Source organism: Streptomyces sp. NPDC044003, assembly GCF_056435185.1.
Map to the genome: position 1 here is coordinate 65,245 of NZ_JBWKFA010000009.1, position 14,776 is coordinate 80,020.

A 14,776-nucleotide genomic window follows, 5' to 3' on the forward strand; every position below is an offset into this window, starting at 1 on the left:
GATTTTACGCCGATCGGGCGAGGCCACCCGCTGGGGAACCCGCCGCTCGGAGGAGGTCACGGCCCGGGACCCGCCGCTCAGCCGGGCGCGCCCTGGGTCACCGCGTCGACCAGCGCGGCCAGGGCAAGGCCCAGCGCCTCGGCGCCCGGGCCCGCCGGACCGCCCGGCTCGCTCATGTACAGATCGCGGCGGATCTCCACCATCAGGGCGCTCACCCGCGGATCCCGGCCGTAGTGCGCCAGCGGCACGTACGTCCCCGCGAAGGGGCTGTCCGTGCCGACGCCGCCGAACCCGCCGAACGCCTCCCGCGCCGCGTCGAGCAGCGCGGGCGGCGTGTGGAAGGCGTCCGTGCCGAGGCAGACCGGCGGGCGCGGCCCTTCGCCGTGCAGCTCGTACGGCAGCCGCTCGGTCGGGTACGAGTGGACGTCGACGATGACCGCCCGTCCCGCCACGGCCAGGCGCTCGGCCACGGCCTCCGTCATCGCCCGGGCGTACGGGGCGAAGTACCGGTCGAGCAGCGGCGCCGGGTCGAAACCGTCCGCCCGCAGCGCCGCGCGGTGGGTGGTGCGGGTGTACACCGCCCCCATCCCGACGGACAGCATCTCCTCACGCTCGTCCGGGAAGCGCTCCGGGTCGACGACGAGCCGCGAGAGCCGGTTGACGAACCGCCAGGGCGCCGTGCCGGCCGCCGCCGTGGCCACGTCGGCTATCTCCGCCGTGTGGGCGTCCGTGATGTGGTCCAGCTCCCGGGCCAGCTCCTCGTCGCCGAGCAGGATCCCCTCCCGTACGTCCGCGGGCACCTCGCGCGAGGAGTGTGGCACATGCAGGAGGACGGGGGAATCCGGTGCTCCGGGAAGGAGCCGGAACGAGGGCGTGGTGTCGGTCATGAGGCGATCTTGCCCCCGACCCCGCCCACGCCGTGGCGAAACCGCTGGTTACAGTGGTGCGAGGTCGCGCCGCCGCACCAGGCTCAGGCGTGAGACCGGGCCGACTGTCGACCACAGGGACCCGTACGACCACCACCCCTGTCCGTCCCTGTCCCGGAAACCGCACCGCACATGAGCACCGACGCCGCACTGCGTCCCGCCGCCGCCCCCGACACCCACGCCGCCCCCGACACCCACGTCGCCCCCGACACCCACGCCGCCAGGGAGCCGCGCCTGCCGTGGATCGCAGGACGCGCCCCGGCCCGGCCCGCGCCCGGCGCGGCCTTCCACAACGTCAGCGCCGCGACCGCCGCCCTCCTCGGGCTCGTCGCCATCGGCGCTCTCATCCACGAACCGGTGCTGATACCCCCGCTGGCCGCCAGCGCCGCGCTCGTGCACTGCGCCCCCGCTCTGCCCCTGGCCCAGCCCCGGAGCGTCGTCGTCGGCCACCTCATCGGCGCCGCCGCCGGATACGCCGTGGCGGCCGTCGCCGCGCACGGCAGCGCCTGGGCCGCGGCCGTCGCCGCCGGAGTCACGCTCGCCCTGAACACCCTGGCCCGCACTCCGCACTCCCCGGCCTGCGCCACCGCTGTCGTCATCGTGCTCCAGGCCCCCGCGCCCGGCCGCTTCGTCCCCCTGCTGTTCGGGGCCACGGCGCTGCTCGTCCTGACCGCGTTCGCCGCCTCCCGCATCCGCCGCGTGGCACCGAAGTACCCCGCCTACTGGTGGTGAGCGCCCCGGCCTCCCGAGGCTCTGAGCCCCCGCGCGCCCGACACGGCGACCGTACGCCCTCCGTCTGATCGCGTGTGCGGGCGCCTGCGGCCCGGTGCGCCCCGGTGATCCGCACCTCCGAGCGCCTTCCCCCGGGGTGATCGCGTCACCTTCCGGCCGGTTCCGGACGGAAACCACCGGTCGGCTCCGGTCCGTCCCGAACAGGCCCCGACAAGGGCGTATCACCCCTTGTATGGCCTCCTCCTTTCCGTACCTCCGGCAGGACTTCGCCGCCTCCCTCGTCGTGTTCCTCGTCGCGCTGCCGCTCTGCATCGGCGTGGCCGTCGCCTCCGGGGTCCCCGCCGAACTCGGTCTCGTCACCGGCATCGTCGGCGGCGCCGTCACCGGCCTCATGCGGGGCAGCAGCATCCAGGTCTCCGGACCCGCCGCCGGCCTCACCGTCCTCGTCCTCGACGCCGTCCGGACGCTCGGCCCGGCCGCGCTCGGCGTCATCGTGCTCCTGGCCGGGCTGCTCCAGGTCGCCATGGGCCTACTGCGCTGGGGCCGCTGGTTCCGGGCCATCTCCCTCTCCGTCGTCGAGGGCATGCTCGCCGGGATCGGCCTCGTCATCGTCGCCGGCCAGCTCTACGCCGCGACCGGACTCAGCGCCCCCGCCTCCGGCCCGGCCCGGCTCGCCGGACTGCCGGCCGCCCTCGGACGCGCCGTGACGAGCCTCGCCACCCTCGTCCCGCTCGCCGTCGCGGCCGCCACCGTCCTCGTGATCGTCGGCTGGCGGCACCTGCCCCGCCGGGCGCGGGCCGTCCCCGGCGCGCTCGTCGCCGTCCTCCTCGCGGCGCTCGCCACCGCCCTGTTCGACCTGCCGGTCGCGAGGGTCAGGGTGAGCGGGGTACTGGACGCCGTGGGGCTGCCCGGAGCGGACGGGCTCTCCGCCCTGACCGACGTCGCCCTGCTCGGCACCGTCCTCGCCTTCGCGCTGATCGCCTCCGCCGAGTCCCTCTTCAGCGCGGCCGCCGTGGACCGGCTGCACGACGGACCGCCCACCGACTACGACAAGGAACTGCTCGCCCAGGGGTTCGGCAACACGCTCTGCGGCCTGCTCGGGGCGCTGCCCATGACCGCCGTGATCGTCCGCAGCTCGGCCAACGTCCAGGCGGGCGCCAGGACCAGGGCTTCCCGCGTGCTCCACGGGCTGTGGCTGCTGCTCTTCGCCGCCCTGCTGCCGGGCACGCTGGAGTACGTACCGCTCGCGGCACTCGCCGGGATCCTCGTCCACGCGGGCTGGAAACTGATCCCCTTCCGGGGCCTCGTCACCCTCTGGCGCGGCCACCGCGGCGAGGCGCTCGTCCTCCTGGTGACGGCCCTGGCCATCGTCACCCTGAACATGCTCGAAGGCGTCCTGATCGGACTCGTCGTCTCCGTCGCCAAAGCGGCCTGGGACGCCTCCCACCTCCGCGTCGACCACACCGACGAGGGCGAAGGGCCCGTGCGCGTCGGCCTGTCGGGCACCGTGACCTTCCTGCGGCTGCCGACGATCCTGGACACCCTCGAAGCCCTGCCGCGCGACCGCCCGGTCGTCCTGGACCTCTCCGGACTCCATCACCTGGACCACGCCTGCCGGGCCGCGCTCGAGTCCTGGGCCGAGCGCCACCGCACGAACGGCGGCCCCGCCTCCGTACACCTCCACGGTCCGCCGGAGCGGCACCCCGCACGCCCCGCGGACGCCTGAGACAGGCCCCAGGGGGTGTGTCGAAAGTCCCGCACAGCCCCCACGGGACTTTCGAAGCACCCCTAGCGGTCGACCGTCACCGCCGCGTGGACCGTCTTGCCGTCCGGCCGGGTGTCCACCGTCACCTCGCGGCACAGGCGCAGCACGATCGGCCAGCCGAAGCCGCCGGGCCGCAGCTCCTCGCGGAGTTCGTGGCGCGGCGGCTCCTCGCTGGCGTCGGCCACGGAGACGGTGACCCGGTCGCTGCCGACGGCGATCCCGAACGAGGTGACCCCGCCGCCGTGGCGATGGGCGTTCGTGACCAGTTCCGAGGTGACGAGCAGCAGGTCGTCGACCTGGGAGGCCCGCAGGGGGCCGAGGGCCGTGAGCGTGTGGCGGACCAGCTGCCGGGCCTGCGCCGGAGTGAGGAGCGGTGACGTGCCGGTCCTCCCGGTGGCGGCCCATGGACCCGTGGTGTCCGCGCGGGACCTGGTGTCGCTCCGGCTGTTCATCGCGGTCCCTTTCTCCCGATGCGTCGAGGGCTGACGGTTTACGCCTGCCCGGTCACGCCGGAGTGATGCCTCCCGCCCGGGCCGAAGAAGGCGCGTCCCGGTGAGGAGTGCCTCCGCGCGGAGCGGGTACGCGAACCGGGACCGCCGAACGGACAGAGCAGGAGGAGGTCGTCCCCGTGCAGACCGAAGTGGCCAAGTCGACGGAGACGTACGTGACGAGCGGTACGGGGGAGGGCCTGCCCGACATCGAGGCCCCTCACGAGGTCGCGCCCCGGGACGCCCGCGCCCTGTCGAGAGTGTTCCTCCGTGAACTCGCGGCGCGGGAGGAGGGAACGGCGCAGCACCAGTACGTCCGGAACACCCTGATCGAGATGAACATGACGCTCGTGCGGTACGCGGCGGGCCGATTCCGCGGGCGTGCCGAGGAGATGGAGGACATCGTCCAGGTCGGCATGATCGGCCTGATCAAGGCGATCGACCGCTTCGACCTGGCCCGCGAGGTGGAGTTCACCACCTTCGCCGTGCCGTACATCGTGGGCGAGATCAAGCGGTTCTTCCGCGACACCTCCTGGGCGGTCCACGTCCCCCGCCGGCTCCAGGAGGCGCGGGTGGAGCTGGCCAAGGCGACCGACGAACTGAGCTCGCGGCTCGGCCGCGCACCCCGCGTCGCGGAACTGGCGCCGCTCATGGACCTGTCCGAGGACCAGGTCGTCGAGGCCCAGCTGGCCGCGAACGGCTACCACTCCACGTCCCTGGACGCCGCGATCGGCGGCGGTGACGACGACACGGACGACGCGGCCCTGGCCGACCTCATCGGCGAGGAGGACACGGCGCTCGCGCTCTTCGAGGACTTCCACACCCTCGCCCCGCTCGTGGCGGCCCTCGACGAGCGCGACCGGCTGCTGCTGCACCTGCGGTTCGTCGAGGAGCTGACCCAGACGCAGATCGGCGAGCGCCTCGGCGTGTCCCAGATGCACGTCTCGCGACTCCTGGCGCGGAGCCTGAACAGGCTCCGGGAAGGCATGGTCGGGACCGGCGTCTGAGCCTGAGACGGGGGTACGCCCGGGTCCCCCCCCCGGGTGTACCCCCGTCTCACCCGACCGGGCCCGTGCTCACCGGACCGAGCCGAGGAACGCCCGCGTGCGTTCGTGCGCGGGCGACTCCAGGAGCTCGTCCGCCGGGCCCGATTCCACGATCCGGCCCCGGTCGAACATCAGGATCCGGTCGGAGACGTCCCGCGCGAAACCCATCTCGTGGGTCACGCACAGCAGGGTGATGTCGGTGGAGCGGGCGATGTCGCGCAGCACGTCGAGCACCTCCGCCACCAGCTCCGGATCGAGCGCGGACGTCACCTCGTCGAGGAGCAGGATCCCGGGCCGCATCGCGAGGGCGCGGGCGATGGCCACGCGCTGCTGCTGGCCGCCGGAGAGCCGGGTCGGCCGCGCGTCGGCCCGGTCGCCGAGCCCGACCAGGTCGAGCAGGTCCCGCGCCCTGCGGTCCGCCTCGTCACGGCTCTCGCCGAGCACGTGGACGGGCGCCTCGACGATGTTCTCGAGGACGCTCATGTGCGGGAAGAGGTTGAACTGCTGGAAGACCATGCCGATCCGGCGCCGGCGCACCGCCAGATGGCGTTCGCTCGCCGGCACCGGCTTCCCGCCCGCGCCTCCCGGCATGTGGGAGAAGGGCTCCCCGTCCACGTGGATGACGCCGTCGGTGACCCGCTCGAGCGTCATGAGCAGCCGGAGGATCGTGGTCTTCCCGGAGCCGCTCGGGCCGATCAGCGTCACGCGCTCCCCGTGCCCGACCTCCAGATCGAGGCCGTCGAGCACGGTGCGGTCCCCGTACCGTTTGGTGACCCGGTCGAAGCGGACCGCGGGAGCGGCCGAGCCCTTGGGGTTCTCAGTGGGCAAGGCGTGCCTCCAGTCGTCGTACGAGCACGGACGTGGGCCAGCTCGCGAGCAGGAACACCGCGGCGGCCAGGGTGAAGCTCTCCAGATAGGCGAAGTGCGTACTGCCGAAGGTGTTCGCCTCGTGGACCATCTCGTGCACGGTGATCACCGAGAGCAGGGGCGTCTCCTTGAACATGGACACCGCGTAGTTGCCGAGCGGCGGCAGCACGTTCCGTACGGCCTGCGGCAGCACCACCGCCCGCCACACCCGCCGGCGCGGCAGCGACAGGGCCGTGCAGGCCTCCCACTGCCCGCGCGGCACGGCGTCGATGCCCGTCCGGTACACCTCCGAGAGGTACGTGGCGTAGTGCGTGCCGAGCACCAGGACGCCGAGCACCGGCGCGTCGAGCGCGGGCACGAGCACCCAGGCCGCGAACAGCTGCACCAGGAGCGGCGTCGAGCGGACGAACGCGGCCGCCCCGCGCACCGGAAGCGCCGCCCACCGGGGACCCGCCCGCTGGACCAGGGCGAGGACGAGCCCGAGGAGCATCGCGAGGGCGAACGCCGGGACGGTCGCCAGGACCGTGACACCGAAGCCCTCCAGTACGGCGGGCAGCGCGGCCCGGGCGGCCTCCCCGTCCCACATCAGGCACCGCCTTCCTGCCCGAGGCGGGCCTTCGCCGCCCGCTCCAGGGCGTTCATGAGGAGGCTCAGCACGACGGCCATGGCGAAGTAGAGCCCGAGGAGCAGCAGGTACGAGGCGGCCGTCGCGCCCGTCGCCGAGCGCAACTGGTCGATCTGGAAGGTGAGATCGGGGACCGTGACCAGGGAGAGCAGCGGTGTCGCCTTCAGGAGCTGCACGAGCAGGTTCTTGAACGGCGCGACCATCAGGGCGTGTGCCTGCGGCAGGACGACCCGCCGCAGCCGCAGCCCCGCCCCCATGCCGAGCGCGATCCCCGCCTCGGTCTGGGCGCGGGGGACCGCCGCCACCGCGCCCCGCACCACCTCGGCGCCGTACGCCCCGTAGTTGAGGCCGAGGGCGAGCACCGCGCAGGCGAGCGGTTCGAGCCGGAAGCCGACCATGGGCAGAGCGAAGAACAGCCAGAACAGCTGCACGTACAGCGAGGTCCCCCGGAAGAACTCCACGACGAGGCGCGCCCCGCCCCGCACCGGCAGCCGCGCCGACCGGGACAGCAGTCCGAGGACGTACGCGAGGAGCAGTGCGAGCGCGGCACCGAGCACCGTGGCCTCGACCGTGACGAGGAGTCCCTCGGCGAGCCGGGGCAGCGCGCGCCGCAGCTCGGGCAGGAAGCCCGCCGCGAGGGGCATGGAGCCGGACCCGGCGGACGGCGAGCCGGCAGGGAGGGGCACGGAGCCGGACCCGATGGACTGCGCGCCGGCCGCGACGGACAGGACGTCAGCCACGCCGGCCACCCCTCACCCGGCACACAGGTCGGCGGTCCGCAGCGAACGGGGCGGCACCTCACGGGCGGTGAACCCGTACTTCCCGACGAGGCCCACGAAGCGCTCGGGCGAGCCGGTGATCTTCAGGAGCTCCCGGTCGAAGGCGTCCCGGAGCCCGCTCGCCCCCGGCCGGAACACCGCTCCGCCCGCGCCGAGCTGCCGCACCCCGCCGACCACCGGGACGAACGCCTCGCCCACCTCCACCGGCGCGCCCGCGTTCGTCCGCGCGAGCCAGCGCAGCGAGATCGCGGTCAGCGCGAAGGCGTCGATCCGGCCGGCCAGGAGGGCGTCGAGCCCGTCCTGCTGCTTGGCGAGCGTCTTCACCGAGCCGTCCGGGACGCCCGCCGCCTTGGCGTAGGACGCCTCCACGGCCGCGGTCAGCACCCCGACGGTGGCGCCCTTCGCCGCGCAGGACTCCAGGTCGCTCACCCCCTTCGGGTTGCCCTTGCGGACCATGAGGGCGGTGGGGGAGCGAACTCCGGCTCGGAGAAGATCACCTTGGCACAGCGCTCGGGCGTGATCGACATGCCCGCGCTCACCACGTCGAAGCGGCCGGCGAGCAGTCCGGGGATCAGCGCGCCGAACTCCGTGAGCGTGGGGCGCAGTTCGCGCACGCCGAGCGCGGTGAATATCTCCCGGTGGAGGGCCGGGGCCTCGCCGGCGAGTTCGCCGCCGTCCTGGAAGCCGTAGGGCGCCTCACCGGCGAACCCGACCCGCACGAAGCCCTGTTCCCGCAGGTTCGCGAGAAGTTTCCCGTCGTCGGCGGGCGCTCCCGTCCCCGCCTGGGTGCGGGTGCAGGCGGTGAGCGGCCCGGCCGCCAGGGCGAGACCGCCGAGGACCGACGCCCTGCCGAGGAAGCGGCGGCGGTCGAGTGGCGCGGAGCCGCTCATGCCAGGTCCTCCGGGCGGGCGGCGATGAAGGAGGGGCGCCGGACCGGGGCGGCGAAGGGGGCCTCGGGGGCGTTCTCGACGCTGTTGAAGACGAGGAACACATTGCTCCGGGGGTACGGGGTGATGTTGTCGCCCGAGCCGTGCAGGGCGTTGCAGTCGAACCAGGTGGCCGATCCCGCCGGGCCCGTGAAGTGCCGGATGCCGCAGGCGTCGGCGAAGGTGGTGAGCGCCTCGTGGGACGGGGTCCCGGCGTCCTGCATCCGCAGCGACTGCTTGTAGTTGTCCTTGGGCGTCTCGCCCGCGCAGCCCAGGAAGGTGCGGTGCGAGCCCGGCATGATCATCAGGCTGCCGTTGGTGGTGTGGTTCGGGGTGAGGGCGATCGACACCGACACGGTCCGCATCCGGGGCAGCCCGTCCTCGGCGTGCCAGGTCTCGAAGTCGGAGTGCCAGTAGAAGCCGCTGGCGCCGAAGCCGGGCTTGACGTTGACCCTCGACTGGTGGACGTAGACGTCGGAGCCGAGGATCTGCCGGGCCCGCCCGACGACCCGCGGGTCCTCGGCCAGCCGGCGGAAGACCTCGCTGATCCGGTGCACCTCGAAGACGGAGCGGATCTCCTGGGAGCGGGGCTCGACGACGGCCCGCTCGTCCGCCCGTACGGCGGGGTCGGCGACGAGCCGGTCCAGCTCGGCGCGGAGCTCGTCGACCTCGGCCGGGGTGACGAGCTCGTCCACCGTGACGAAGCCGTCGCGGTCGTACTCCTCCAGCTCCCGGGCCCAGAAGGGGCCCGGCGTGCCGGGCTCGGACCACACGACGGGGTCCTTGCGGCCGATGAGCTCCTCCCGGGAGCCGCGGGTGGGGTAGAGGTCGACGGGACGGGTGGGTGCGGAGGCCATGGGGCGGGGTGCCTTCCTTTCGCGTACGGGGTGGTCGGGGGGCGCGGGCCGGTCTCGGGCCCGGCAGTGGTTCCGGCCGGCTCTCAGGCCTGGCCGGGTTCGGATTCGGGCTCGGAGAGGAGCGGGTAGACGCCGTTCTCGTCGTGGTCCTCGCGCCCGGTGACGGGCGGGTTGAAGACGCACAGGCAGCGGAAGTCCCGCTTGACCTTGAGGGTGTGGCGCTCGTGCCCGTCGAGCAGGTACATCGTTCCGGGCAGGATCGTGTACGTGCGCCCGGTCTCGTGGTCGGTGAGCTCGGCCTCGCCGGCGGTGCAGACGACGGCCTCGACGTGGTGGGCGTACCACATGGACGTCTCGGTGCCGGCGTACAGCACCGTCTCGTGGAGGGAGAAGCCGACCCGCTCGCGGGCGAGGAGGATGCGCTTGCTCTCCCAGGTGCCGGACGCGGCCCGGACATGCCGCTCGGTGTTCTCCAGCTCGTCGAAGGTACGGACGATCATGGGTGATGGCCTTTCGGGTGGATCTGGCGGTGCGGTCTCAGGCGGAGTGGCGTACGGAGCGGGCCAGCATGCCGAGGCCCTCGTCGAGCTCGTCGTCCGTCGCGGTCAGCGGAGGCAGCAGCTTGACCACCTCGCCGCGCGGCCCGGACGTCTCCAGGAGCAGACCGATCTCGAAGGCCCGCCGGCACACGGCCGCGGCGCGCTCCCCGTCGGCGAACTCCAGGCCCCAGACGAGGCCGCGTCCGCGCACGGCCAGGCCGGCGCGGTCGTCGTCGCCGCACAGGTCGAGCAGGGCGCGCTCGATCCGGTCGGCCCGGCCCAGGGTGCGTTCGCGCAGGGTGCCGTCGCGCCAGTAGGCGTCGAGGGCGGCCGTGGCGGTGACGAAGGCGGGGTTGTTGCCGCGGAAGGTGCCGTTGTGCTCGCCGGGCTCCCACAGGTCGAGCTCCGGCCGGAAGAGGCAGAGGGACATGGGCAGGCCGTAGCCGCTGATGGACTTGGACAGGGTGACGATGTCGGGCGTGATGCCCGCCTCCTCGAAGGAGAAGAAGTCGCCGGTGCGTCCGCAGCCCATCTGGATGTCGTCGACGATGAGGAGCATGTCGTGCCGGCGGCAGAGCTCCGCCAGCGCGCGCAGCCACTCGGCCCGTGCGACGTTGATGCCGCCCTCGCCCTGGACGGTCTCGACGATCACGGCCGCCGGGTGGTCGAGGCCGGAGCCGGCGTCGTCCAGGAGCCGCTCGAACCAGAGGAAGTCGGTGACCTGCCCGTCGAGGTAGTCGTCGAAGGGCATCCGGGCGGCGTGGTGCAGCGGGACGCCCGCTCCGGCGCGCTTGGCGGCGTTGCCGGTGACGGCCAGCGAGCCGAGCGACATGCCGTGGAAGGCGTTGGTGAAGGAGACGACCGTCTGGCGCCCCGTGACCTTGCGGGCGAGTTTGAGGGCGGCCTCCACGGCGTTGGTGCCGGTGGGGCCGGGGAACATCACCTTGTAGGGCAGGGCGCGGGGTTCGAGGACCGTCGTGCGGAAGGTCTCCAGGAAGGTGCGTTTGGCCGTCGTCGACATGTCGAGGCCGTGGGTGATGCCGTCGTCGGCGAGGTAGTCGAGGAGGGCGCGCTTGAGCACCGGGTTGTTGTGGCCGTAGTTGAGCGAGCCCGCCCCGGCGAAGAAGTCCAGGTACGGACGGCCGTCCTCGTCGTACAGCCGGCTCCCACTGGCGCGTTCGAAGACGACGGGCCAGGCACGGCAGTAGCTGCGGACCTCGGATTCGACGGTCTCGAAGACGGAGGGGGCGGCGATGTCGGTCAGGGTCACGAAGTCTCTTCTCCAGGGTGTGGTGCGGGGGAGTGGCGCGGAGTCGGCCGGGGACGCCGGGTCGGTTCAGGACGCCGGGGGTGGCTCGGGTCGCCGGGGTCGCCGGGGCCGGCTCAGGTCGCCGGAGTCGGCTCGGGCCGCCGGGGTGCGAGGGGGCCGATGCGGTAGAGCACCTCGGCCTCGTGTCCTGCCACGGGGAAGGAGGCGGACGGGAAGAGGACCTCGCGTGTCAGGTCGGCGCCGTGCCGGCGGGCGTAGGACCGGAAGAGCCGGTCCGACGCCAGGTTTCCCGGTGTGACGGTGGCCTCCACCCGGTCGAGTCCGTGCTCGGCCGCCACTCGGGCGGACAGAGCGTCGAGCAGGGTCCCGGCTACCCCGCTTCCGCGGTGCGAACCCTCCACGGCGACCTGCCAGACGAAGAGCGTCCCGGGTGCGTCGGGCCGCAGATATCCGGTGACGAAGCCGACGGGTCGCCCGGAGGCGTCACGGGCGACGGCGGTCGTGTCGGCGAAGTCACGGCACCACAGCAGGTAGCTGTACGGGGAGTTGAGGTCGAGTTCTCCCGAGCCGCGGGCGATCCGCCAGAGCTCGGCGCCGTCCGCGATCTCGGCCGGGCCGACGGAGAGGCCGCCGACCGGGGATTTCTGGGGGGCAGTGGTCATGGGCGCCGAAGCTACCGAGCGGGCCGCGGAACTTCCTGGGCCGGAGGTCTTGTTCGGCTCGGTGAGGGCGTGATAGGTGCGCCGCAGGTCTCCGTGGCGGGAATTCGCGGCCGAGTGCGCGGCAAATTCCCTCAAAGAGGGTCAAAGTCACCGTTTGTAACGGATGGATAACGCCTTCGGGTTGTCGAGGCCGGTCTTTCAAAAACGTGAGACGATCCGGGATTTCGCGTTTGAAGGCGCCGGAAGCGGTCAGGCGTAGGGGCCGACATGGCAGGAGCCGGGCCGGACGCGTCGCGTCCGGCCCGGCTCCCGTCACCTCCGTGGCGCTCGGACTACCAGATCGCCTCGATCCACTCCGGGTGGTCGATGAACGGGTTCCGGTTGTGCTGGTAGGTGTTGTAGATGACGTCGTTGCGACGCTCCTCGAAGGCGCTCGGCGGGTCCTGCTCGTTCCACTGCTTCAGGATCGAGAGGCGGCCGTGGAACGGGACGCTGCCGTTCGTGGAGGACTCGTTGGGCTCCAGGTTCGGCCAGCCGTCGCCACCCTCGTAACGGACGGCCATGTACAGGATCATGCGGGCCACGTCGCCCTTGTCCGCGTCGCGCGGCTCGAAGGAGTCGCTGTCCGTGTAGGCGCCCGGCGCGCCGCTGACCGCACTGCCGCCGTTGTCCCAGTCCTTGTTGCCGCGGATGCTGTTGACCTGCACGTCACAGGCGCGCAGGTGGTGCAGGTCGGTGCCGGGGCCGGCCGAGGTGCCGAAGCTGCCGTGGGACTGGGCCCAGGTGTGCTCGCGGTTCCAGTCGCCCACGGAGCCGCCGTTGAGGGACTTGCTGCGCGAGACGCCGCTGTAGAGCAGGATCACGTTGTTGGTGTTGTTCGGGTCCTGGTCGGTGACCTTCAGCGCGTTCCAGACCGCGTCGTACGAGATCTTGCTCTGGCTGCTGATGATGGTGTGCAGCGAGGACTTGAGGTTCGTGCCGGTCTTGCCGATCGCGTCCTTGTAGTACGTGGAGTCGTACGCGGTGGTCGTGGCGCTCGCGGGAGTCGCGGTGACCGCGGGGAGCGTGATGCCGACGAGGGCGGTGGCGACGGCCGCCGCCCACACCTTCCATCTGCCGATCCGCACAACGGACATGGGGGGCCCTTTCCCGGGGACGGCACGCGCGGGACTGCGGGCGCGGCTCAACGCCACCGCTGTCTACGCGTGTTGACTACGTGTCATCGGGAGGGTGGCACAGGTCAGGTACCTGTCATGTAACGGGGAGAAGGCTGTTGCGTGACGTTCTCGCATATGGCGCAACCGAGTACGCCCCCGGGGTGTCGCCGGGACCTCAGACGCCCCGGACGTCCACCGGCATCCCCTTCGGCTCCTTGATCCGCTTCATGATGATCTGCGAATTGACCTCGGTGACCCCGGCAAGGGTCGTCAGCCGCTCGATCCACAGCCGTTCGTACGCCGCCAGGTCCGCCACCGCGATCCGCAGCAGGCAGCCGGGGCTCCCGAACAGCCTGTACGCCTCGATCACGTCCGGCACGTCCTGGAGCGCCTCCTCGAAGGCCTCCACCGTCTCCCGGTCGCGCCGCACCTCCACCGAGACGAGGACCTCGAAGCCGCGGCCCACCGCCTCCGGGTCGATGATCGCCCGGTACCCCTGGATCACCCCGTCCTGCTCCAGCTGGCGCACCCGGCGCAGACAGGGGGAGGGGCTGAGCCCGACCCGCTGGGCCAGCTCCTGGTTGCTCAGCCGGCCGTCGTTCTGGAGCTCGCGCAAGATGTGGAGATCAATCCGGTCCATGGCGCAATTATCTACCACGCTGCAACAAACCAGGGGCGGATTTCGCAATCGCCTTGCGGACCTCCTGTCCTATCGTTGCGGACGCAGGAGATATGGGTACGGAGTAAGGACGGCAGGCATGAAGCGGACGCACGACGGGGGAGCACGCCGGATCGTCGTCATCAGCACCGGCGGCACGATCGCCAGCCGCTGGCAGGGCACCGGCTACGCGGCCGACGCCTCCGGGAACGACGTCCTGGCCACCGCCCCGCTCCCCGAGGACGTCACCGTCGAGGTCGTCGACCTGTTCAACGTGAACAGCTCCCGCATGACCGCGGCCCACCAGCTCGCCCTGCTGCGCACCGTCCAGGAGACCTTCGCCGACCCCGGCGTCGACGGCATCGTCGTCACCCACGGCACCGACACCCTGGAGGAGACGGCCTTCCTCCTGGACCTGCACCACGCCGATTCCCGCCCGGTGGTCCTCACCGGCGCCCAGCGCCCCTTCGGCACCGGCGACGGCGACGGCCCCGGCAACCTCTACGACGCGCTCCAGGTCGCCGCGAGCGTCCGCGACCTCGGCGTCCTCGTCGTCTTCGACGGACGCGTCCACGCGGCGCGCGGCACGGTGAAGACCCAGACCCTCGCCGCGGACGCCTTCTCCGACCCCTCCGCCGAGCGCCTCGGCCGCGTCGGGTTCTCCCGCGTCGACATCGAGCGGCAGCCGGAGCGTCCCGCCCCGCTGCCCCTGCCGGCCGCCGCGCGGACCGCGAACCCGGAGGCCACCGGCCCCGACGCCACCCCGCTGCCCCGGGTCGACATCGTCACGCACCACTCCGACGGCGACCCGTTCCTCCTGAACGCCGCCGTCTCCGCCGGCGCCCGCGGCATCGTCCTCGTCGCCACCGGCGCGGGCAACGCCACCCCCGAGATCGCCGCCGCCGTCGCGGACGCGGTCGCCCAGGGCGTCCTCGTCGCCGTCACCACCCGGGTCCCCGCGGGACCGCTGGCCGAGATATACACCGGCGGCGGCGCGGTCGACCTCGTCGCCTCCGGAGCCCTGCTCACCGGCACCCTCCGGGCCGGCCAGGCCCGGATCGCCCTCCTCGCCACGCTGCTCGCCGACGGCACCGGCGGCGCGGGCGACCCCGCCCGCAGCACCGCCCTCCTGCGCCGCCTCCTCGAAGGACCGGTCCGCGCCGAACCGGCCCTCGCCACCGGCCACTCCCGGTCCGCCTCGGCGGTCGCCGCCCGCGCCTGACGGCGCCCCCGGAACCCCGGCTCGCGGACGGCGCATCCCCCCGCCCGCCCGCGAGCCGGAATCAACCTCCTCCACCGGCGCCCCGCGCCCGCCGGGCCCGCCCGGCGGCTTCGCCGTGCCCGGAACCGGCCGCCCAGGCCGTACGCGCACGCGGGCAGCCCGCCGAGGCAGGCACGCGCACGCGTACCGGCGGCCGGGTCCCGCACGCGCACGCGTACCGGCGGCCGGGTCCCGCACGCGCACGCGTGGACGCCGGA

Annotated in this window: 15 protein-coding genes and 1 pseudogene; 4 read left to right on the plus strand and 12 right to left on the minus strand. The window is 73.0% G+C overall.

Annotated elements, in window-relative coordinates; genetic code table 11:
* Positions 1–77 precede the first annotated feature (77 nt).
* Complete coding sequence (locus AC07AW_RS30515) at positions 78–887, minus strand: N-formylglutamate amidohydrolase (protein ID WP_478818680.1); 810 nt, start codon at positions 885–887, stop codon at positions 78–80.
* 171 nt (positions 888–1,058) lie between these two features.
* On the opposite strand from AC07AW_RS30515, the gene AC07AW_RS30520 reads away from it, so the two are divergent.
* Positions 1,059–1,658 carry an HPP family protein gene (locus AC07AW_RS30520; RefSeq protein WP_478818681.1) on the plus strand — a complete coding sequence of 200 codons (600 nt, stop codon included), beginning with the start codon at positions 1,059–1,061 and terminating at the stop codon, positions 1,656–1,658.
* A 232-nt stretch (positions 1,659–1,890) separates the two neighbouring features.
* Entirely contained in the window at positions 1,891–3,384 is a 1,494-nt protein-coding gene (locus AC07AW_RS30525; protein WP_478818682.1) for a SulP family inorganic anion transporter, read from the plus strand.
* A gap of 62 nt (positions 3,385–3,446) precedes the next feature.
* Here AC07AW_RS30525 and AC07AW_RS30530 read toward each other — a convergent pair whose 3' ends face one another.
* On the minus strand, positions 3,447–3,875 hold the full coding sequence (locus AC07AW_RS30530) for an ATP-binding protein (RefSeq protein ID WP_478818683.1): 429 nt from the start codon (positions 3,873–3,875) through the stop codon (positions 3,447–3,449).
* Between the two features lie 176 nt (positions 3,876–4,051).
* On the opposite strand from AC07AW_RS30530, the gene AC07AW_RS30535 reads away from it, so the two are divergent.
* Positions 4,052–4,918 (plus strand): SigB/SigF/SigG family RNA polymerase sigma factor, encoded by an 867-nt coding sequence (locus AC07AW_RS30535; protein WP_478818684.1) that lies wholly within the window; start codon positions 4,052–4,054, stop codon positions 4,916–4,918.
* A gap of 69 nt (positions 4,919–4,987) precedes the next feature.
* Here AC07AW_RS30535 and ehuA read toward each other — a convergent pair whose 3' ends face one another.
* The 10 genes and pseudogenes from ehuA to AC07AW_RS30585 all read right to left on the minus strand — a co-directional run bounded on the left by ehuA (position 4,988) and on the right by AC07AW_RS30585 (position 13,279).
* Positions 4,988–5,785 (minus strand): ectoine/hydroxyectoine ABC transporter ATP-binding protein EhuA, encoded by a 798-nt coding sequence (gene ehuA / locus AC07AW_RS30540; protein ID WP_478818685.1) that lies wholly within the window; start codon positions 5,783–5,785, stop codon positions 4,988–4,990.
* Entirely contained in the window at positions 5,775–6,410 is a 636-nt protein-coding gene (gene ehuD / locus AC07AW_RS30545) for an ectoine/hydroxyectoine ABC transporter permease subunit EhuD (RefSeq protein ID WP_478818686.1), read from the minus strand. The genes ehuA and ehuD overlap by 11 nt, the downstream gene beginning before the upstream one ends.
* Entirely contained in the window at positions 6,410–7,093 is a 684-nt protein-coding gene (gene ehuC, locus AC07AW_RS30550) for an ectoine/hydroxyectoine ABC transporter permease subunit EhuC (RefSeq protein ID WP_478818930.1), read from the minus strand. The genes ehuD and ehuC overlap by 1 nt, the downstream gene beginning before the upstream one ends.
* A gap of 108 nt (positions 7,094–7,201) precedes the next feature.
* Positions 7,202–8,118 (minus strand): annotated as a pseudogene (ehuB, locus tag AC07AW_RS30555) (ectoine/hydroxyectoine ABC transporter substrate-binding protein EhuB).
* On the minus strand, positions 8,115–9,011 hold the full coding sequence (thpD, locus tag AC07AW_RS30560) for an ectoine hydroxylase (protein WP_478818687.1): 897 nt from the start codon (positions 9,009–9,011) through the stop codon (positions 8,115–8,117). The pseudogene ehuB and the gene thpD overlap by 4 nt, the downstream one beginning before the upstream one ends.
* Positions 9,012–9,094: 83 nt before the next feature.
* On the minus strand, positions 9,095–9,511 hold the full coding sequence (locus tag AC07AW_RS30565; RefSeq protein WP_478818688.1) for an ectoine synthase: 417 nt from the start codon (positions 9,509–9,511) through the stop codon (positions 9,095–9,097).
* 37 nt (positions 9,512–9,548) lie between these two features.
* The gene (ectB, locus tag AC07AW_RS30570) at positions 9,549–10,820 is read right to left on the minus strand and encodes a diaminobutyrate--2-oxoglutarate transaminase (protein WP_478818689.1); all 1,272 of its coding nucleotides are present in this window, start codon (positions 10,818–10,820) and stop codon (positions 9,549–9,551) included.
* A gap of 113 nt (positions 10,821–10,933) precedes the next feature.
* A complete protein-coding gene (gene ectA, locus AC07AW_RS30575; protein ID WP_478818690.1) occupies positions 10,934–11,482 on the minus strand; it encodes a diaminobutyrate acetyltransferase in 549 nt (182 codons plus the stop codon).
* Positions 11,483–11,814: 332 nt separating this feature from the next.
* The gene (locus AC07AW_RS30580; protein ID WP_478818691.1) at positions 11,815–12,618 is read right to left on the minus strand and encodes an endonuclease I family protein; all 804 of its coding nucleotides are present in this window, start codon (positions 12,616–12,618) and stop codon (positions 11,815–11,817) included.
* Positions 12,619–12,814: 196 nt separating this feature from the next.
* Positions 12,815–13,279 (minus strand): Lrp/AsnC family transcriptional regulator, encoded by a 465-nt coding sequence (locus AC07AW_RS30585; protein ID WP_390490843.1) that lies wholly within the window; start codon positions 13,277–13,279, stop codon positions 12,815–12,817.
* A 118-nt stretch (positions 13,280–13,397) separates the two neighbouring features.
* Here AC07AW_RS30585 and AC07AW_RS30590 point away from each other — a divergent pair, with 118 nt between their 5' ends.
* Positions 13,398–14,519, plus strand: a complete 1,122-nt coding sequence (locus AC07AW_RS30590; protein WP_478818692.1) for an asparaginase — start codon at positions 13,398–13,400, stop codon at positions 14,517–14,519.
* Positions 14,520–14,776 lie beyond the last annotated feature (257 nt).

What these genes read in the sequence shown, in the direction of transcription:
- AC07AW_RS30515 (WP_478818680.1), bottom strand. Translation starts at nt 887, where the DNA reads ATGACCGACACCACGCCCTCGTTCCGGCTCCTTCCCGGAGCACCGGAT.
- AC07AW_RS30520 (WP_478818681.1), top strand. Translation starts at nt 1,059, where the DNA reads ATGAGCACCGACGCCGCACTGCGTCCCGCCGCCGCCCCCGACACCCAC.
- AC07AW_RS30525 (WP_478818682.1), top strand. Translation starts at nt 1,891, where the DNA reads ATGGCCTCCTCCTTTCCGTACCTCCGGCAGGACTTCGCCGCCTCCCTC.
- AC07AW_RS30530 (WP_478818683.1), bottom strand. Translation starts at nt 3,875, where the DNA reads ATGAACAGCCGGAGCGACACCAGGTCCCGCGCGGACACCACGGGTCCA.
- ehuD (WP_478818686.1), bottom strand. Translation starts at nt 6,410, where the DNA reads ATGTGGGACGGGGAGGCCGCCCGGGCCGCGCTGCCCGCCGTACTGGAG.
- ehuC (WP_478818930.1), bottom strand. Translation starts at nt 7,093, where the DNA reads ATGCCCCTCGCGGCGGGCTTCCTGCCCGAGCTGCGGCGCGCGCTGCCC.
- thpD (WP_478818687.1), bottom strand. Translation starts at nt 9,011, where the DNA reads ATGGCCTCCGCACCCACCCGTCCCGTCGACCTCTACCCCACCCGCGGC.
- AC07AW_RS30565 (WP_478818688.1), bottom strand. Translation starts at nt 9,511, where the DNA reads ATGATCGTCCGTACCTTCGACGAGCTGGAGAACACCGAGCGGCATGTC.
- ectA (WP_478818690.1), bottom strand. Translation starts at nt 11,482, where the DNA reads ATGACCACTGCCCCCCAGAAATCCCCGGTCGGCGGCCTCTCCGTCGGC.
- AC07AW_RS30580 (WP_478818691.1), bottom strand. Translation starts at nt 12,618, where the DNA reads ATGTCCGTTGTGCGGATCGGCAGATGGAAGGTGTGGGCGGCGGCCGTC.
- AC07AW_RS30585 (WP_390490843.1), bottom strand. Translation starts at nt 13,279, where the DNA reads ATGGACCGGATTGATCTCCACATCTTGCGCGAGCTCCAGAACGACGGC.
- AC07AW_RS30590 (WP_478818692.1), top strand. Translation starts at nt 13,398, where the DNA reads ATGAAGCGGACGCACGACGGGGGAGCACGCCGGATCGTCGTCATCAGC.